Origin of the sequence: Macrococcus equi (assembly GCF_047426745.1) — a bacterium.
In the GTDB taxonomy this organism is placed as follows: Bacteria; Bacillota; Bacilli; order Staphylococcales; family Staphylococcaceae; genus Macrococcoides; species Macrococcoides equi.
On record NZ_CP179732.1, the window covers coordinates 1,478,856 to 1,496,117 of the forward strand.

The following is a 17,262-nucleotide window of genomic DNA, read 5'->3' on the forward strand; positions in this document are numbered from 1 at the left end:
TAAGCCGGACATATTGATTTGTGTCTGGTTTTTTTGGTTGCGATAAACGGTAAATATCGCAACCAACTAGGGGCGAACAGTTTAAAAAGTGGAGATGGTTGCGATAAACGGTAAATATCGCAACCAACTAGGGGCGAACAGTTTAAAAAGTGGAGATGGTTGCGATAAACAGTAAATATCGCAACCAACTAGGGTAGAACAGTTTAAAAAGTGGAGATGGTTGCGATAAACAGTAAATATCGCAACCAACTAGGGTAGAATAGTTTAAAAGGTTGAGATGTTTGCGATAAACAGTATATATCGCAACCAACTAGGGTAGAACGGTTTAAAAGGTGGAGATGGTTGCGATAAACAGTAAATATCGCAACCATAACACCACAAAACCCACAATAAATAAACAAAAACATTCCTTTTATACAACAATCGGATGCAATCAACCTTTAAAGAACAAATTTACACTTTTTTAATGTTGCGTTCATAAACTTAAAATGATATATTTTAAAAGTACTCTTTTTGAGAGAGAAAAATATTATTATCGCGGGATGGAGCAGTCTGGTAGCTCGTCGGGCTCATAACCCGAAGGTCGGTGGTTCAAATCCGCCTCCCGCAATTACAAGTGGTCCCGTGGTGTAGCGGTTAACATGCCTGCCTGTCACGCAGGAGATCGCGGGTTCGATTCCCGTCGGGACCGCCATTTTGGCTCAGTAGCTCAGTCGGTAGAGCAAAGGATTGAAAATCCTTGTGTCGGCGGTTCGATTCCGTCCTGAGCCATCTTTTTTAAAATAAGTTTGGCGATTGTGGCGAAGTGGTTAACGCATCGGATTGTGGTTCCGACACTCGTGGGTTCGATTCCCATCAGTCGCCCCATTTGTTAAGCGGGTGTAGTTTAGTGGTAAAACCTCAGCCTTCCAAGCTGATGTTGTCGGTTCGATTCCGATCACCCGCTCCATTATTCCACAGTAGCTCAGTGGTAGAGCTATCGGCTGTTAACCGATCGGTCGTAGGTTCGAGTCCTACCTGTGGAGCCATTTTTGGCCCCTTGGTCAAGCGGTTAAGACACCGCCCTTTCACGGCGGTAACACGGGTTCGAATCCCGTAGGGGTCATACAATCAGAAGTGAAATATCGCTTCTGATTTTTTTATGTTAATTTATGGATCGTTGTCCGAGCTGGCCGAAGGAGCACGCCTGGAAAGTGTGTAAACGTTACAAGCGTTTCGAGGGTTCGAATCCCTCACGATCCGTACCAAAAAAGCCCTGAATTAGTCGTTTATTTTATATGACTAATTCAGGGCTTTTATATTTATTTTAATTGATCAACAGCATACGTTGCTTCGTCTTCAGTAAATGCATCAAATTTAGAAGTAAGTTGTTTCTTAATCTCATCTTTATTCATTTTTTGCTGTTTATAATATTGTTCTGCTTTCTTAGCAGCGTTCTTTTTAAAATCTGCTTTTAAATTGTCAACTGCCCATTTGGCATCATCAGCACTAAATTTATCTGTTTTTGATGTTAATTTATTGTATATACCTTTCTTACTCATAAACATAGAATTAGAATATGTTTTTGCTTTGTTTAATGCATGTTCTGCTTCAACAGTAGGAGCTTTAACTTTTTTAGCACTTTCCTGTACTTTTTTTGCAGATTCTTTCACTGATTTTTCCGTATCTTTTGCTGCATCTTCAGTATTCCCACATGCACCTAATAATACAGCAGATGCTAAAATCGTACCGCTTAAAAACTTATAATTCATTTTAATATCCCCTTTAAAAATGATTTGATTTTAAAACTATATTAATCCCCTTTTCCTATATATTGTTTTTCCCAAAAAGATAATGTAAAAACATTTTTATGATAAAAGTGAGTTTATTTACTTTACTTTACTTAATACAATAAAAATTATGTTATTTTCACTGTTAGTCTCTAGAAAATTTTTATTGCTATCTATTTTTTGATGTTAAAAGCATGTATAATGTGTATTATGCTAACACTATATTTTAAAAAAATATATATTTAAAAAAAATTAATTTGAGACATCAGGTGACGATTATGAAAGAGAAAACTTCCACACGTAAAGTGTTAACCGAGATTAACTATCCGGTACGCTATAAACGTTTTTCAAAAATATTTAAACGCATAAAAAAATCAGAGCGTCGTTTTTTTATTAAATTATTAAAAGTAATTTGTAAGGATATCAAAAATAAAGAACTTATAGAATTTGCAACGTACAGCCATATTAACCTAAATCAGCATGGCCTATTTATCCTTTTGCAGGATCGTATTGTGATGGTACATAGCAAGTTTAAGTCTAAGCGTATTTATTATGAAGTGATAGATTATGCGAATTTAGTTGATATTGATTTTGAACCTAACACTGAAGGAGAATTTGGTGACGTCTTCTTTAAATATAAACGTAAGAAGTTAAGTGAAAAATCGGTAACAGTACGTATGATTAAGAGTGATGACTTGCCTGGAATTGTTGAATTTATTAGAATTAAAATGTCCGAAACATTTTAAAGGAGGATTTTATAATGGCTAATATCGATAAATTAGTATCTTATGCTGAATTAAAACTAGGTCAATTTGGTGCAGACTACCGCGAAAATCATGAACAGGACAAAGTTCAGGAGATTCAACCGGGTAGCTATGCAGCAAATGGTTCTATTATAGAAGTAAATTATGATGCTAAAAACTATGCGATTGATTTAAATCAGGCGGGTGTCGGAGAAGTTACAGAAGAAGACACAGTAGTGGTTATTGAACGCTTAAAAGAATTTTTTAATCATTCACTATAAAGAGAACGCGTGAGACTTGAGTCTCACGCGTTTTTATATTGCGGTAAGTGCTGCTAAGTATAATCCTAAAGCAAATAAGAATCCAAATACCGTATTAAATTGTCCGGTTACCTTCATAGCAGGCATTAGCTCGATCGGTGTATCTCCTTTAAAGAAACGATTGACTGCTTTAATAGGGAGATTAAAGCTAAATAGAATTAATAATAAGAAAAGTGAGCCATATGGTTTGTAGAAGACGACATAAAGTACAGTTAAGAAACTCACTAAATATAATATTGCCATTGTAATAATCGCAAATGTTTTACCGACGAGAATAACATATGTTTTTCTGCCGCTTAACTTATCCTTCACTCGGTCACGAATATTATTTGCCATATTAATCATACCGATATTAATTGATACGGGAATCGACATGATTGCTGGGTACCATTCTAAATGACCGACTTGAATATAAAATGTAATCATAATGATGACAAATCCCATAAAGAAACCGGCAAATATTTCACCAAATGGTGTCCATGAGATAGGAAAAGGACCACCAGTATACAGGTATCCAACTGCCATACACACAATTCCAACAAGTAAAATAAACCATGAAGATTGTGAGCAGATGTAAATTCCTAGAATCGCTGCGATGATATAGAATGCTATTGCTAAGTTATAGACTGCTCTAGGATGCATGCCATTACGTACGATCGCACCGCCGATACCTACAGATGTGTGATCGTCTAAGCCACGCTTGTAATCAAAGTATTCGTTAAACATATTTGTAGCTGCTTGTATTAATAGACAGGCTACCAGCATCATCAATAATAAATCGATGCGAATATCAGTAAAATATTTTGCACACGCTGTTCCGACTAAAACAGGTACAAAACTTGCAGTTAATGTATGTGGTCGCATAAGATGATAGTATTTTGCAATACCGGAGTGTTGTTTAAGATGTTCAGACATATTCATACCTCGTTTTATTCTTAATGTATAAATTTTATATTTTATAATGCCTACCGTCAACAAATCTAGCATAATTTATCCACTTATGAATGAATAATGTTAAAATAATAAGTATATTATTTTGAAGCGAAAGAAGTGTAGAATGTGCCGGATAATCATGGCTATAATAGCAATTTAACTATAAAACAAATTAATAAAATTGAGCAGTTTGATTTAGATTTTTCGGTCAATCCTGCAGAAGTTTTCGACTTCTTTAGTAACTACAAGGGAGAGCGCTATATATTTATCAATAAAGACAAATCATTTAAATTGATTGGGATTGGACATCAAGTTGTGATTGCGTTTGATGAGATACAGCCTGTGAATGTCGAAGCACAATTTAAGGCGCTTATGAGCGAGGCGTGTTTTCACGGGACGGGTGCAATTGAAGATTTAAAGCTATTCGGTGGATTCCAGTTTGATGATAATGAAAGTGCGAACTTTTCAAACTTCCACAAAAGTCACTTTGTCATCCCTGAATTTCAGTTTATGGAAGTAGACGGTCATGCATCTCTACTTTGTGTCGATCAGGATAGAGATGTACATGCGTTAATAGATGAAATTAAAAATCATAAATTGTCTCATACGACAGTTAACACGGTAGTTAAGAGTGAAGATATCGATCTTGAGTTATTTAAAGCGAATGCATATAAAGCTATCGAGATGATGAAAGAAGAAAAATTAGAGAAGGTCGTATTGTCCAGAAAAAGAAAAGTAACGATGGAGCATAGTATCAATACGCTCACCTTTATACAGCAGGCGATGACCAATCATGAAGTCAGTTACTTTGCACTTATGGAAGCAGGTAAGCAAACTTTTGTTACGAAGACACCGGAACAATTAGTTGCAGTACAAGACGGTATACTACATACGAATGCGATAGCAGGAACGATGAGTAAGGATATCCCTGAAGCTACAAGTGTATTATTAGGTGACGATAAGAATCTACATGAACATAAAATCGTAGTTGAAAGTATTCAGGAAGACCTTGCACCTTTCACTCAAGAAATTTATCTTAAAGATAAACCAGACATACTTGAGAATCAATTCTTCTATCATTTATATACGCCGATTCGTGCAAAGCTGAATCGTGGTGGGTTACTTGAAGTAACGAAAAGTTTGCATCCAACACCTGCACTAGGTGGATTTCCGAAACATACTGCGATGGACTTTTTAATGCAGGCGAATGAAGGACGTGGCCTATACGGTGCACCACTCGGATATTTAAATATTCAGGATGCCGGTGAATTTATTGTAGCGATACGTTCGATGATTGTTGAAGATCATTCAGCAATTTTATATGCGGGATGTGGTATCGTGAAGTCCAGTGTAGTTGAAAGTGAAGTTTACGAAACAGAGATTAAATTTAAACCGATGTTAGAAATGTTAGGGGTTAATAAAGATGAATGAAGCATTGACGAAACAAGTATTTCATTTTGTGAAATCATTATATGATTACGGGATTCATGAAATTGTTATTTCACCTGGATCAAGGTCAACACCTGTGGCAATTGCCTGCGAACTTCATCCCAGAATGAAAACGTATATTCATCCCGATGAACGTAGTGCGGCTTTTTATGCACTTGGTTTGATGAAAGCTACGAATAAACCGGTCGCTATATTATGTACTTCAGGGACTGCTGCAAGTAACTATATGCCTGCAGTGTCTGAATGCTTTATCAGCAATATGCCGTTAGTGATTATAACGAGTGACAGACCACATGAACTAAGAAATGTAGGAGCGCCTCAAGCCATCAATCAAGTAGGAATGTATCGCAATTTTGTACATTATGAACGTGATTTTCCTGTAGCAGATAATACAGATGAAACGCTCCAATTTATCGATGCAGTCATGTTGCAGGCCAGTACCTTTTTAAGCGGGCCAATGAAAGGACCGGTACATTTTAATTTACCATTTAGAGAACCGCTAATGCCTGATATTACTTTGAAGGATATGATGACTGTAGAGACGAAAGTTCAAATGCGTTATCAGAAGACTTTTGACGTCAATACTGTAAAGCATATTATTAAGCGTGAGCAGGGTATTATCATTGCAGGTGACTGTCAGCTTGAAGATTTAACGCAGATGCTCGTGTTCTCAACGATACATAATATACCAATAATTGCTGATCCACTTAGCCAAATTCGTGATTTAAAACATCCGAATGTGATAACGACAGGGGACAGCATATTTAAAGTGTTAAAGGCTATTGCACCAGGCTACATCATTCGCGTTGGTAATGCGGTAGTTTCAAAGGCGATTAATCAGTGGTTAAAAGCAAGTGATGTGCCTCAAATATTGGTACAGCCAAGAATTCAGCCGAATACTTTTCCGAAAGTGCCGGATATATATATTGAAATTACAGCAAATGACTTCTTCAGACAGATTGCTGAAGAAAAGCCGGTTGATAATCAAGCCTGGATTAAGTTCTGGCGCACCTTAAATGACCTTGTCATAAATCACATTATGCAGCATACGCAAACCGTTTGTGATGAAGGAAGTGCAACCTATCAAATTTTCAAACAGATAAAAAAAGATGAAGTGATATTTTTAGGTAATAGTATGCCGATTAGAGATGGCGATACGTTCTTTACACACTTTGAAGGTAAACCTTACTGTAACAGAGGGGCAAATGGCATTGACGGGGTCGTGAGTACCGCTTTAGGTATGGCACGTCACAAAAAGGTGACATTAATCATCGGCGATATCTCTTTCTATCACGATATGAACGGTTTGATAATGCAAAAGTTATTATCAGAATATCACCATACTCACATGATTAATATCATTGTGATGAATAATAATGGTGGAGGGATATTCAGTTATCTACCGCAGTACGAAGATAAAACACATTTTGAACGATTATTTGGTACACCACTGAATCTTGACTTTGAACATACAGCACAGCTATATCAATTTAAATATAAAAAATTTAATGTCTTCGATGAAATTACATTACCGACAGATCCTGGTCATATCATCGAGATTACTTCTGACAGAGAAGAAAATCTAAAAGCGCACAGAGCACTGATAGATACATTAAAGGCGAAGATCAATGATAAACTATAAAATTTATCGAAATAATCATACGCACTTGATTGTTATGATACATGGTTTTCTTGGTAATATTGAGACATTTGAACTAGCGAAGGAACAATTGCTTTCTCATATGGATGTTTTGCTGGTGGAGTGTCCGGGGCATGGGCAGGATATGAATCTTGACGAGGATTGGTCATTTGAATCAATCGCACGTCATTTATCTGAGAAGTTACGTGCGTTACAATCAGATTATGACAATATCACATTATACGGCTATTCGATGGGTGGACGTCTTGCGCTCTATACAGCACTACATTTTCCGGAACTCATACATAAGCTAATTATTGAGAGTGCAACACCGGGTATTGAATCAGACAAACTCAGAAGAGAACGTATTGAACAGGATTCCAATCGAAGCAGAGAGATAGAAGCTAACTACGAACAGTTTATCGATAATTGGGAAGCGCTACCTTTGTTTCAGACTTATCAGCCACTATCAACTGAGCAATTGAAGAGACAACGTCGTATTCGTTTGCAACACAATCCAAAAGTCATTGCGAAGGCATTACGAGAGTACGGAACAGGTCAGCAACCGAATCTTTGGCCGCTGCTACCGAAGTTTAACTTACCTGTACTTTTACTAACCGGAAGTCTGGATAAGAAATTTGAAGCAATCGCTCAAAGAATGTGTCAGGCCTTACCACAGGCGAAACATGTCATCATCAATGCCGGCCATACAATTCATGTGGAGAATTTAGAAATATTTGATACAATAATAGTATCGTTTATCAAGGAGGAAAATCATGACTAGAGTTTGGGAAACATTAAAAGAGTACAAAGAAATTAAATATGAATTTTTTGAAGGTATCGCAAAGATTACGATCAACCGTCCGGAAGTACGTAACGCGTTTACGCCGAACACAGTAATGGAAATGATCGATGCATTCTCTCGTGCGCGTGATGATCAACGCATCGGCGCAATCATCTTAACGGGTGAAGGCGACTTAGCATTCTGTTCAGGTGGAGACCAAAAAGTACGTGGTCATGGCGGATATGTCGGTGACGATAACATTCCACGTTTAAATGTATTAGACTTACAACGTTTAATTCGTGTGATTCCTAAACCAGTTGTTGCGATGGTTCGTGGATACGCAATTGGTGGCGGACACGTATTACACATCGTATGTGACTTAACGATTGCTGCTGAAAATGCGCGTTTCGGTCAAACTGGACCTAAAGTAGGTTCTTTTGATGCGGGTTACGGTTCTGGATACTTAGCGCGCATCGTCGGTCATAAAAAAGCACGTGAAATCTGGTACTTATGCCGTCAGTACGATGCTCAGGAAGCATTAGATATGGGCTTAGTCAATACAGTTGTACCATTAGACAAAATTGAAGATGAAACTGTTCAATGGTGTAAAGAAATGTTACAACATTCTCCAACAGCATTACGTTTCCTAAAAGCTGCTATGAATGCTGATACTGATGGATTAGCAGGTTTACAACAATTTGCAGGTGATGCAACGTTACTTTACTACACAAGTGACGAAGCAAAAGAAGGACGTGACGCATTTAAAGAAAAGCGTCAGCCAAACTTTGATCAATTCCCTAAATTCCCATAAGCAACTGATGAGTCTCCAAATTAGGAGGCTCATTTTTATTGTTGATTTACATGAAACTGTAGTAAAGGTTATATCGACACAACGTTTTAAATATTTGATATGATGAGAGTAACTCTATTTATAGGACGTGAACGTATGCAGTGGCTTAAAGAAGCGGCAGAGCAATATCCTGATAAAATTGCAATAGAATTTTACGGAGAAATACTGACTTACCATGAGTTATATAATAAAGCGCTACAAATGGCGAACAATCTAATCGCTTTAAATCAGACACGTATTGCACTACAGGCAGAAAATACGTTAAGTGATTGTGTGATTATTCATGGTGCAATAGTTGCAGGTATCGAAGTTGTGATGATAAATAAACATTTGACTGCTCAGGAAATTACCCGTCAGATGGCCTCGGTTAATACCAAACTACTTATTACTAATCATGAGTTTGATGCGATGCAAACAATCAAAAAAAATGAACTATTAAATTTGAACGAATCTCTAGATTCTCCTGTTATGAATCAACCGACTGATATTCTATCCATCATGTTCACTTCAGGAACAACTGGTGTGCAGAAAGCTGTACCACAACGGTTCATCAATCACTATGCCAGCAATGAAAATTGTAAAAGGATATTCCGTTATGATGCTGACGCTATCTGGTTAGATGTATTACCGTTATTTCATATCAGTGGTTTAAGTATATTGCTTAGAGCGATAATGGAAGGATGTACAGTGGTACTGCATGAAAAATTTGATGCACAACAAATATTAAAAGATATAGAGAAGAAAACTATTACGCATACTTCACTTGTTCCGCAAACACTAGAAAGATTATTACGACATGGACTGACACATCGCTTTTCACTACAAGGGATATTAATCGGTGGTGCTAAATTAGATGACCGGGTGTTAGCTGAAACACGTGCACTGAACCTACCGATATATACATCTTTTGGTATGACAGAGACGTGTTCACAAATGATTACCGCAAATCAAGAGGACATTAAATTACATCCTAGAAGTGTCGGTCGTATCAATGATAATATTCAATTATTCAATGTTCAAAATGGTGTAGGTGAGATCGGTGTTAGAGGAGATAATGTGATGCACGGATATCTTTATCCGAAAGTAGCGAACGACGATGCTTTTGTAGGATCATATTTTCTGACAGGAGATATAGGATATATTGAGGAAGATTATTTATATATTTTAGATCGCAGAAAGGATCTTATTATTTCAGGTGGAGAAAATATTTATCCTTCCGAGGTTGAACAGGTGATACTGAATCACACAGACGTTCATGCAGCTTGTATTATCGGAATAGACGATGATATATGGGGAAATGTGCCGGTTTGTCTTTACGAAGCAGATGGTGACAAGTCAGACCAGATTAATCTCGCGTTAAATAATTATCTTGCTAAGTATAAGCATCCAAAACAACTTTTACATGTAGATGAATTAAAAAGAACATCAAATGGCAAGATATCTCGTCATCAATGTAAGGAATGGTTTATCAATGAAAATGACAAAGCTTAATCTCTATACTTTCGAAGCACCATTTAAAGTACCGGTTAAGACTAATCTTGTGACGCTTAATCATCGAAAAGTACTGGTCATAGGGATAGTGATTGACGGAACTGAATATTTTGCTGAGGCGAATAGTTTTGAGACGCCCTGGTATCATAACGAAACAATTAGTTCCGTTGCTGATAGAGTTCGCACTATCTTTAAGCGATTAAAAGGAAAAGAGATTGATACCCTCGGCACTTTGCAATCGTATCTGGATGCAGGTAGTCCAAATGCCAGCAGTTGTTTTGATGTTATCGCCTACCAGTACTTCAATCAACTGCGTCCCGTGGTTATACCCATCGGACAAACATTACATCATGATGCTACAGAAATAAATCCAGATGCTTCACGTATTAAGTTAAAGATGCATGATAAGATTCTTGAACAGGTGCGTATGATTCGAAAAGAAAGTGATATAAAAATAGTGATTGATGCGAATGGTTTACTGTCAGAAGCACATTTTGATTTAATGAATGCATTGAGTAAGTCAGATATTCTTTATTTTGAAGAACCATTTCACTCAATAAAAACATATGATGCACTGCTTAAAAGATATCCTGATATTCATTTAGCAATTGACGAAAGTGCGACAGATAGAAGTGCTATCCAGCAATTTTATGACATCGGTGTACAGACGGCCGTGATAAAATATAGTAGATTAGGTGGTATTACACAATCATTTGCCATCCAGAATGATTGTCCTGATATTGCACTCGTATCCGGCGGGATGTATGAATTCGGACTCAGTAAATACTTTACTGCAATGCTTGGTGAGGCGTTTCGTACTGTACCGGATGTCACGCCAAAAGGAACTTATTTTGATAATGATTTTACGATTTATGAAGAATATATCGCTGATAAGCAACTGCATCTATCAGTGCCTGTTGTTGTTGAGAATAAGTTACAAAGAATAGTAAGTTATTAAAAAGAGAGGCTGGATCAGAAGTGTTCTACCACAAGCAAAAACCGAAAAAAACTAATAAATCGCACTTTGATTTATAGTTTTTTTCGGTTTTTGTCGCAGTGGTAACTTCTGTTCCGCCGTTTAGACTGTTAATCATAAAAACATTGGAATAATATCTCGACCTCTTAATGTTTATGTTCTTTTTTTTCTGGCACTGGATCATAACCACCTGGATGGAACGGGTGACATTTTAAGATTCTGATAATCGTTAAATAACTACCTTTGAACGCACCATGTTTTTCAATCGCTTCAAGCCCATATTGAGAACATGTCGGATTGAAACGGCATGTTGGCGGGGTAAGTGGTGAAATATAACTTCTATAGAATTTTATTATGGCAACTAATATACTTTTCATATTTTTCTCCTATTCAATATCTTCTTCTTCAAATGGTTTAACATTCGTCTTATTAAAATGTTTGTAGTTTGTTTCCTGATGTATCAAAATAGTTACAGGTTTATTCTTAATTTTGGCGCTGACTTTCAGGTCAAAATTTAATAATTGAGGTAATTTCTTTTCAGGTGATAACGTGATGTCATATTCACCTTTAGCTATCTTAATGTCAGTTAGTTGATTGAAAGTCTCGATTTGATTCATGCTGGAAAAGTCACTACCATAATCAAATAAATTTTTGAGATTTTGAGACTTGCCTTCATAGTGCAGGATATTATCTTTCACTTCAATATCATCGATTGTCTTCTTAATTATATTTTGTACGATATCAGTTAAATTCACCATATTTGATTGTATACCAGAAAAATACTGAATATCGGCATTTCTTGCACGGTAGTTCAGATATGCAGGTTCAGGATAAGCTTCAATATTTCCATTGTCCATATTGAATATCACAGACTTAACAGGATATTTAGTATTGTTGGAGTCAGCTGAAATCAATAATGCACTCTTATTGACAGTATCATATTCAGACTGTGTATTTTGGGTAAATTTAGTTGTGAATTTATCGTAAGAAATCGTCGTTTTATTATCTGCTGATAAAGTAATACTTTCAGTGGCTTTTATATTTTTTTGCATTCTTGAGATGATCTGGTCTTTTGTTAAGGGTTTCTTTTTTTGTTGTGGTGATGCACATCCGGTGATAATTAATGCTAAAATAATTAAAAGTGCAGTTAATTTTTTCATATAAACCTCGGCATTTTATTTTTAATTGTGAATGGAGTATATATTATGATTTTTACAGATTATGTCGGTAATCGCGTTGTGCTTCACTTTAAGCATACTACCGATCAGCCAGTGAGTAAACATGTATTAATGATAACAAATTATAAAGGTCAATTGCTACTGACGCACCATAATAATCGTGGCATTGAGTTTCCAGGTGGCAAAGTTGAACAAGGTGAGACTACTATTCAGGCGATGCATCGTGAACTATATGAAGAAACCGGTGGTATTGCTGAATCTTATGAATTTATCGCAACATATACTGTGAATGATACAATGCCATTCAGCAAAGATGTCTTTTATGTGAAAGTGAGTCATATCGATCAACTGAGTAATTATCTAGAGACAAATGGACCAGTAATTGTTAAGTCGTTAGATGAAGTGGATGAAGAAGATAAGAGTTTTCTATTAAAGGATCATTGCATATTATACATATTAGAAACTTTAAAGGAGCGTTTTAATGTGGAAGCGTAGTAGAGTTATACCTGCACAATATCTTGGTATAGATTTTCAGGAAATCACCTATGATTCTGATGAATATGAAGTAAAAGGGCTGCTTTATGAACCTGAGAAAGTTTTGCGTATCATCATTTATTTACGTGGAGGTAAAGGACAAGTAGGAACATTACGACCAGCAGGACTGATGCGTTTTGCTTATCCTGACACACTCGTTGCAGCACCATTTTATCGCGGCACACACCAAAATGGTCATGATGAATTTGGAGGAGCAGACCGTGAGGATGTCTATGCATTAGTAAGGAAATTACGAAAGAAATATCCAAATGTGCCACTGCATTTCATCGGATTTTCTCGAGGTGGTATACAAGGACTCGTGACTTATCAGAAAAGCGAAGTCACTTCTTTTATTACATGGGGCGGGGTATCAAGTATTTATTATATGTATGATGAACGACAAGATCTACGCAGTATGTTAAAACGTATTGTCGGTGATATAACAAATAAAGATGAATATGATAGACGAGAAGGATTAGCGCTGGTTCGACCCGATAGTCCGCCAGTGATGATTATTCACGGAACAGATGATCGACAAGTAAATATCGCACACGGTAAGATGTTAGAAGAAAAACTGATTGAGCTTGGTGTTAAGCATAAAGCGATATATATAGAAGGTGAACAGCATGTGTTAAGACCGGATAATGAGCGTAAAGTACTAGCTGCCATATATGAATGGATGAAAGAAGTTGAAGCTTAAAATGATGGTTGCGATAAAATAGAAATATCGCAACCAACAGGGCATAGACAGACAAAAGGTGTGAGATGGTTGCGATAAAGTAGAAATATCGCAACCAACAGGGCATAGACAGGCAATAGGTGTGAGATGGTTGCGATAAAGTAAAAATATCGCAACCAACAGGGCATAGACAGGCAAAAGGTGAGGGATGGTTGCGATAAAGTAAAAATGTCGCAACCAACAGGACATCCCAACAACTCAATTTAACCAAAAAAATCCCGACCCGTCACGATTGTGATGGGTCGGGATTCTAGTATGTTATCCTCTGAAGATAAATCCGCCTTTTTCTTCAATTTCAGCTGATTTCTCACCGAATTTTTTGAAGTTTTCCTGGAAGCGTACAGCTAAATCTTTTGCTTTTTCATCATAAGCATCTTGAGATACCCATGCGTTACGTGGCATTAAGATATCTTTAGGTACACCTGATACTGAATTTGGAACATATAATCCAAAGATTGGATCTTGAGTAAATTCAGAGTTTTTAATTTCTCCACTAATTGCACGACGGATCATTGAGCGTGTATGCGTTAAGCTCATACGGCTACCTACACCATATTCTCCACCTGTCCATCCAGTGTTTACTAAGTAAACGTCAGAACCGTGTTTATCGATTAAATCACCTAACATATTTGCATATACTGTTGCATGTAACGGTAAGAATGGTGAACCGAAACATGTTGAGAATACTGGCTGTGGGCTAGTAACACCGCGTTCTGTACCAGCTAATTTTGATGTAAATCCGCTTAAGAAGTGATACATCGCTTGTTCTTTAGTTAATTTAGAGATTGGAGGTAATACTCCGAATGCATCTGCTGTTAAGAAGATGATTGTTTTAGCATGTCCTGCAATTGAAGGTAATACGATATTATCGATATTTTCAATTGGATATGCAGCACGTGTATTTTCTGTTAATGATTTATCTTCGTAGTCAGGGAAACCTCTTTCATCAACTTTAACATTTTCTAAGATAGCGCCATATCGGATAGCATCATAGATTTGTGGTTCTTTTTCACGTGACAGATCAATTGTCTTAGCGTAACATCCACCTTCAATATTGAATACACCATTGTCATTCCAGCCATGCTCATCATCACCGATTAATTTACGGTGTGGGTCAGCTGATAGAGTAGTTTTACCTGTTCCAGATAAACCGAAGAATAATGCTACGTCTTTATTCTCCCCAACGTTTGCTGAACAGTGCATACTCATAACACCTTGAGTCGGTAATAAATAGTTCATTACACCAAAGATACCTTTTTTCATTTCTCCAGCGTACTCAGTTCCACCGATTAAGATGATTTTATGTTTGAAACTAGTAATAATGAAAGTCTCAGATTTAGTGCCATCGATTTTAGGATCTGCTTTGAAGTGTGGTGCAGAAATGATTGTGAAATCTGGATCGATTAAAATGCCTTCATTATATGTTTCCGGACGAATGAACATTGTACGTGCAAATAAATTGTGCCATGCAAGTTCATTGATTACACGTAATTTTAATTGAGTCGCAGGATCTGCTCCAGCATAACCATTAAATTCATAAACTTTTTGTTTCGTACCTAAGTAGTCAAGGACACGGTCTAATAATTTTAAGAAGATATCTTCAGAGATAGGTTGGTTAATTGTACCCCAGTCGATTTGCTCTTTAGTCTCTTCTTCTTCAACGATAAATTTATCTTTAGGTGAACGTCCTGTATATTTACCAGTCTCAGTTCTAACAGCACCTGACTCTGTTAATACACCTTCACGATTCGATAAGATTTCATTAATTAATTGCGTTCTTGATAATTGGTTTAGCACGATATCGCTCTTTAATAAGTTGTCTAATTTACCAAAGATTTGTTCGGTCATAAGAAAGATCCCCCAAGTTTATATTTTCTGCTGATGTAAGCAGTTTCATGAAATAGTATAACATAAGGTCAGTTACGTGACATTAATTATAAAAAAAATAATAATGATAAAAACAATTCAGAAAATTTTTGCTCCTTTAGAAAAGTTGACAGCTTACAAAAAGTTTAGTATTATCTAACTTGCGGATTCTCTTATCCAGAGTGGTGGAGGGACATGGACCCTTTGAAGCCCAGCAACCCTTGACAATTTCGTTAAGTAAGGTGCCAAACCGTTTGCAGACAGATGTCTGAACGATAAGAGTAGAATGGACTAAGTATGTTTATTAGCCTTCTCTCTTAAAGGAGAGAGGGCTATTTTTAATATATAGCTTGGACCGTAAATATATAAATAATAGGAGTGTTTATAAATGACAGATCGTAAATTATTTACATCGGAATCAGTAACAGAAGGACATCCGGATAAAATCGCAGACCAAATTTCAGATGCGATTTTAGATGCAATTTTAACAGGAGATCCAAAAGCACGTGTAGCGTGTGAAACTTCAGTAACTACAGGAATGGCGTTAATCGCTGGTGAGATTACAACTTCAACATATGTTGATATCCCAAAAGTTGTTCGTGATACAGTTAAAGAAATTGGTTATACACGTGCAAAATTTGGTTATGACTTCCAGACGATGGCTGTATTAACAGCTATCGATGAACAATCACCTGATATCGCACAAGGGGTTGACCGTGCGTTAGAAGACCGTGGTAACTTATCTGATTCAGATATTGAATCTATTGGAGCAGGGGACCAAGGTTTAATGTTTGGATTTGCATGTAATGAAACAGAAAGTTTAATGCCATTACCGATTTCATTATCACATGAATTAGCACGTCGATTAACAGAAGTACGTAAAAATGGTACTTTAGACTACTTACGTCCAGATGGTAAAACACAAGTAACAGTTGAATACGATGAAAATAACCAACCTAAACGTATCGACACAATCGTTATTTCAAGTCAACACCATGAGAAAATTGAATTAGAACAAATTCAAGCGGATATTAAAGAACATGTTATTAAACCGGTTGTACCAGCTGATTTAATTGATGAAGAAACGAAATACTTCATTAACCCGACTGGTCGTTTCGTAATTGGTGGACCTCAAGGTGATGCAGGTCTTACTGGTCGTAAAATTATCGTTGATACTTATGGTGGTTATGCACGTCACGGTGGTGGTGCTTTCAGTGGTAAAGATGCAACGAAAGTAGACCGTAGTGGTGCTTACGCTGCACGTTACGTTGCGAAGAATATCGTAGCAGCTGGTCTTGCTGATAAATGTGAAGTACAACTTGCTTATGCAATTGGTGTTGCTCAACCTGTATCTATCTCAGTTGAAACTTATGGAACATCTGAATACACTGAACAACAATTAGTAGAAGCAGTACGTAAAACATTCGATTTACGTCCAGCGGGTATCATCCAAATGCTTGATTTACGTCGTCCAATCTATAAACAAACTGCTGCATATGGTCACTTCGGTAGAACAGATATCGACCTGCCATGGGAAGCAACTGATAAAATTGATGCATTAAAAGCTAACTTAAAATAATAAAATGACTGCGACAAGCAATACGTTTGTCGCAGTTTTTTGTATAAAAAAACCGTCCGCAAATGGGACGGTCATCGATTTATTTTGCTTCTTCCGTAGTTTCTTCCTCAGTAGTTTCAGCTTCAGTTGTTTCTTCTTCAGTTGTTGTTTCATCTTTAGAAGCTTCTTCCGTAGTTTCTTCTTCCGTAGTTTCCTCTTCAGTAGTTGCTTCGTCTTTCGTCGCTTCTTCAGTTGTCGCTGCGTCTTCTGTTTTTGCGTCGTCTTTCTTATCCTCTTCGCCACATGCACCTAATAATAATGATGATGCAAAAGTACCTGCTAATAATAAACGTTTATACATTGCCATGGTATCATCCTCCGAGAAATTTTTAGGTCCAGAAAGTTTGGACACCTAAATTATTGCATATGAATA

Annotated in this window: 17 protein-coding genes, 8 tRNA genes and 1 riboswitch; of the genes, 19 read left to right on the plus strand and 6 right to left on the minus strand. The window is 36.8% G+C overall.

Translation table 11 applies throughout. The features are described from left to right. The first annotated feature begins 536 nt into the window (after positions 1-536). The 8 genes from ACMGE6_RS07765 to ACMGE6_RS07800 all read left to right on the plus strand — a co-directional run bounded on the left by ACMGE6_RS07765 (position 537) and on the right by ACMGE6_RS07800 (position 1,242). A tRNA-Met gene (locus ACMGE6_RS07765) sits at positions 537-610 on the plus strand. An 8-nt stretch (positions 611-618) separates the two neighbouring features. After that, positions 619-694: transfer RNA gene (locus ACMGE6_RS07770), tRNA-Asp, on the plus strand. A 4-nt stretch (positions 695-698) separates the two neighbouring features. Next, a tRNA-Phe gene (locus tag ACMGE6_RS07775) sits at positions 699-771 on the plus strand. A gap of 20 nt (positions 772-791) precedes the next feature. Continuing rightward, a tRNA-His gene (locus ACMGE6_RS07780) sits at positions 792-867 on the plus strand. Positions 868-875: 8 nt separating this feature from the next. Next, positions 876-949 (plus strand) — tRNA-Gly (locus ACMGE6_RS07785). Between the two features lie 4 nt (positions 950-953). Then, positions 954-1,028, plus strand: a tRNA-Asn gene (locus tag ACMGE6_RS07790). A gap of 5 nt (positions 1,029-1,033) precedes the next feature. Then, positions 1,034-1,105: transfer RNA gene (locus tag ACMGE6_RS07795), tRNA-Glu, on the plus strand. A 48-nt stretch (positions 1,106-1,153) separates the two neighbouring features. Then, positions 1,154-1,242: transfer RNA gene (locus ACMGE6_RS07800), tRNA-Ser, on the plus strand. Between the two features lie 59 nt (positions 1,243-1,301). Here the strand turns inward: ACMGE6_RS07800 and ACMGE6_RS07805 are convergent. Continuing rightward, positions 1,302-1,751, minus strand: coding sequence for an Ltp family lipoprotein (locus ACMGE6_RS07805; protein WP_414053345.1), 450 nt, complete (start codon positions 1,749-1,751; stop codon positions 1,302-1,304). A gap of 296 nt (positions 1,752-2,047) precedes the next feature. Here ACMGE6_RS07805 and ACMGE6_RS07810 point away from each other — a divergent pair, with 296 nt between their 5' ends. Both ACMGE6_RS07810 and ACMGE6_RS07815 read left to right on the plus strand, forming a co-directional pair. Further along, entirely contained in the window at positions 2,048-2,515 is a 468-nt protein-coding gene (locus ACMGE6_RS07810) for a PH domain-containing protein (protein ID WP_414053346.1), read from the plus strand. A gap of 14 nt (positions 2,516-2,529) precedes the next feature. Further along, a complete protein-coding gene (locus ACMGE6_RS07815) occupies positions 2,530-2,793 on the plus strand; it encodes a hypothetical protein (protein ID WP_414053347.1) in 264 nt (87 codons plus the stop codon). A 33-nt stretch (positions 2,794-2,826) separates the two neighbouring features. Here the strand turns inward: ACMGE6_RS07815 and ACMGE6_RS07820 are convergent, their stop codons facing one another. Continuing rightward, positions 2,827-3,747, minus strand: a complete 921-nt coding sequence (locus ACMGE6_RS07820; protein WP_414053348.1) for a 1,4-dihydroxy-2-naphthoate polyprenyltransferase — start codon at positions 3,745-3,747, stop codon at positions 2,827-2,829. Positions 3,748-3,891: 144 nt separating this feature from the next. On the opposite strand from ACMGE6_RS07820, the gene ACMGE6_RS07825 reads away from it, so the two are divergent. The 6 genes from ACMGE6_RS07825 (at position 3,892) to ACMGE6_RS07850 (ending at position 10,936) form a co-directional block, all read left to right on the plus strand. Then, entirely contained in the window at positions 3,892-5,196 is a 1,305-nt protein-coding gene (locus ACMGE6_RS07825) for an isochorismate synthase (protein ID WP_414053349.1), read from the plus strand. Next, positions 5,189-6,856: a 2-succinyl-5-enolpyruvyl-6-hydroxy-3-cyclohexene-1-carboxylic-acid synthase gene (gene menD / locus ACMGE6_RS07830; protein ID WP_414053350.1), complete on the plus strand. Its 1,668-nt coding sequence runs from the start codon at positions 5,189-5,191 to the stop codon at positions 6,854-6,856. Before ACMGE6_RS07825 ends, menD begins: the two co-directional genes overlap by 8 nt. Beyond that, positions 6,843-7,637: a 2-succinyl-6-hydroxy-2,4-cyclohexadiene-1-carboxylate synthase gene (menH, locus tag ACMGE6_RS07835; protein ID WP_414053351.1), complete on the plus strand. Its 795-nt coding sequence runs from the start codon at positions 6,843-6,845 to the stop codon at positions 7,635-7,637. Before menD ends, menH begins: the two co-directional genes overlap by 14 nt. Continuing rightward, the gene (gene menB, locus ACMGE6_RS07840; protein ID WP_414046772.1) at positions 7,627-8,448 is read left to right on the plus strand and encodes a 1,4-dihydroxy-2-naphthoyl-CoA synthase; all 822 of its coding nucleotides are present in this window, start codon (positions 7,627-7,629) and stop codon (positions 8,446-8,448) included. Before menH ends, menB begins: the two co-directional genes overlap by 11 nt. A 135-nt stretch (positions 8,449-8,583) precedes the next feature. After that, positions 8,584-9,978 carry an o-succinylbenzoate--CoA ligase gene (gene menE, locus ACMGE6_RS07845; RefSeq protein WP_414053352.1) on the plus strand — a complete coding sequence of 465 codons (1,395 nt, stop codon included), beginning with the start codon at positions 8,584-8,586 and terminating at the stop codon, positions 9,976-9,978. Then, positions 9,959-10,936 carry an enolase C-terminal domain-like protein gene (locus ACMGE6_RS07850; RefSeq protein WP_414053353.1) on the plus strand — a complete coding sequence of 326 codons (978 nt, stop codon included), beginning with the start codon at positions 9,959-9,961 and terminating at the stop codon, positions 10,934-10,936. The genes menE and ACMGE6_RS07850 overlap by 20 nt, the downstream gene beginning before the upstream one ends. 164 nt (positions 10,937-11,100) lie before the next feature. On the opposite strand, the gene yidD is transcribed toward ACMGE6_RS07850, so the two are convergent. Together yidD and ACMGE6_RS07860 are read right to left on the minus strand one after the other, a co-directional pair. Further along, complete coding sequence (yidD, locus tag ACMGE6_RS07855; RefSeq protein WP_414045934.1) at positions 11,101-11,331, minus strand: membrane protein insertion efficiency factor YidD; 231 nt, start codon at positions 11,329-11,331, stop codon at positions 11,101-11,103. A 9-nt stretch (positions 11,332-11,340) separates the two neighbouring features. Further along, on the minus strand, positions 11,341-12,114 hold the full coding sequence (locus ACMGE6_RS07860) for a hypothetical protein (RefSeq protein ID WP_414053354.1): 774 nt from the start codon (positions 12,112-12,114) through the stop codon (positions 11,341-11,343). Between the two features lie 45 nt (positions 12,115-12,159). On the opposite strand from ACMGE6_RS07860, the gene ytkD reads away from it, so the two are divergent. Next, positions 12,160-12,627 carry an RNA deprotection pyrophosphohydrolase gene (ytkD, locus tag ACMGE6_RS07865; RefSeq protein ID WP_414053355.1) on the plus strand — a complete coding sequence of 156 codons (468 nt, stop codon included), beginning with the start codon at positions 12,160-12,162 and terminating at the stop codon, positions 12,625-12,627. Further along, complete coding sequence (locus ACMGE6_RS07870; RefSeq protein WP_414053356.1) at positions 12,614-13,366, plus strand: alpha/beta hydrolase family protein; 753 nt, start codon at positions 12,614-12,616, stop codon at positions 13,364-13,366. Before ytkD ends, ACMGE6_RS07870 begins: the two co-directional genes overlap by 14 nt. A gap of 297 nt (positions 13,367-13,663) precedes the next feature. On the opposite strand, the gene pckA is transcribed toward ACMGE6_RS07870, so the two are convergent. Beyond that, positions 13,664-15,253 carry a phosphoenolpyruvate carboxykinase (ATP) gene (pckA, locus tag ACMGE6_RS07875; protein WP_414053357.1) on the minus strand — a complete coding sequence of 530 codons (1,590 nt, stop codon included), beginning with the start codon at positions 15,251-15,253 and terminating at the stop codon, positions 13,664-13,666. Positions 15,254-15,441: 188 nt separating this feature from the next. Then, positions 15,442-15,553, plus strand: a riboswitch (SAM riboswitch). A 106-nt stretch (positions 15,554-15,659) separates the two neighbouring features. Between pckA and metK the strand changes: the two genes are divergently transcribed. Next, positions 15,660-16,850 carry a methionine adenosyltransferase gene (gene metK, locus ACMGE6_RS07880; RefSeq protein WP_414045939.1) on the plus strand — a complete coding sequence of 397 codons (1,191 nt, stop codon included), beginning with the start codon at positions 15,660-15,662 and terminating at the stop codon, positions 16,848-16,850. Between the two features lie 79 nt (positions 16,851-16,929). On the opposite strand, the gene ACMGE6_RS07885 is transcribed toward metK, so the two are convergent. Then, positions 16,930-17,196, minus strand: coding sequence for a hypothetical protein (locus ACMGE6_RS07885; protein ID WP_414053358.1), 267 nt, complete (start codon positions 17,194-17,196; stop codon positions 16,930-16,932). Between the last annotated feature and the right edge of the window lie 66 nt (positions 17,197-17,262).

What these genes read in the sequence shown, in the direction of transcription:
- ACMGE6_RS07805 (WP_414053345.1), bottom strand. Translation starts at nt 1,751, where the DNA reads ATGAATTATAAGTTTTTAAGCGGTACGATTTTAGCATCTGCTGTATTA.
- ACMGE6_RS07850 (WP_414053353.1), top strand. Translation starts at nt 9,959, where the DNA reads ATGAAAATGACAAAGCTTAATCTCTATACTTTCGAAGCACCATTTAAA.
- ACMGE6_RS07885 (WP_414053358.1), bottom strand. Translation starts at nt 17,196, where the DNA reads ATGGCAATGTATAAACGTTTATTATTAGCAGGTACTTTTGCATCATCA.
- ACMGE6_RS07815 (WP_414053347.1), top strand. Translation starts at nt 2,530, where the DNA reads ATGGCTAATATCGATAAATTAGTATCTTATGCTGAATTAAAACTAGGT.
- menD (WP_414053350.1), top strand. Translation starts at nt 5,189, where the DNA reads ATGAATGAAGCATTGACGAAACAAGTATTTCATTTTGTGAAATCATTA.
- ACMGE6_RS07820 (WP_414053348.1), bottom strand. Translation starts at nt 3,747, where the DNA reads ATGTCTGAACATCTTAAACAACACTCCGGTATTGCAAAATACTATCAT.
- ACMGE6_RS07810 (WP_414053346.1), top strand. Translation starts at nt 2,048, where the DNA reads ATGAAAGAGAAAACTTCCACACGTAAAGTGTTAACCGAGATTAACTAT.
- ACMGE6_RS07860 (WP_414053354.1), bottom strand. Translation starts at nt 12,114, where the DNA reads ATGAAAAAATTAACTGCACTTTTAATTATTTTAGCATTAATTATCACC.
- menE (WP_414053352.1), top strand. Translation starts at nt 8,584, where the DNA reads ATGCAGTGGCTTAAAGAAGCGGCAGAGCAATATCCTGATAAAATTGCA.
- pckA (WP_414053357.1), bottom strand. Translation starts at nt 15,253, where the DNA reads ATGACCGAACAAATCTTTGGTAAATTAGACAACTTATTAAAGAGCGAT.
- ACMGE6_RS07870 (WP_414053356.1), top strand. Translation starts at nt 12,614, where the DNA reads ATGTGGAAGCGTAGTAGAGTTATACCTGCACAATATCTTGGTATAGAT.
- ytkD (WP_414053355.1), top strand. Translation starts at nt 12,160, where the DNA reads ATGATTTTTACAGATTATGTCGGTAATCGCGTTGTGCTTCACTTTAAG.
- menH (WP_414053351.1), top strand. Translation starts at nt 6,843, where the DNA reads ATGATAAACTATAAAATTTATCGAAATAATCATACGCACTTGATTGTT.
- yidD (WP_414045934.1), bottom strand. Translation starts at nt 11,331, where the DNA reads ATGAAAAGTATATTAGTTGCCATAATAAAATTCTATAGAAGTTATATT.
- metK (WP_414045939.1), top strand. Translation starts at nt 15,660, where the DNA reads ATGACAGATCGTAAATTATTTACATCGGAATCAGTAACAGAAGGACAT.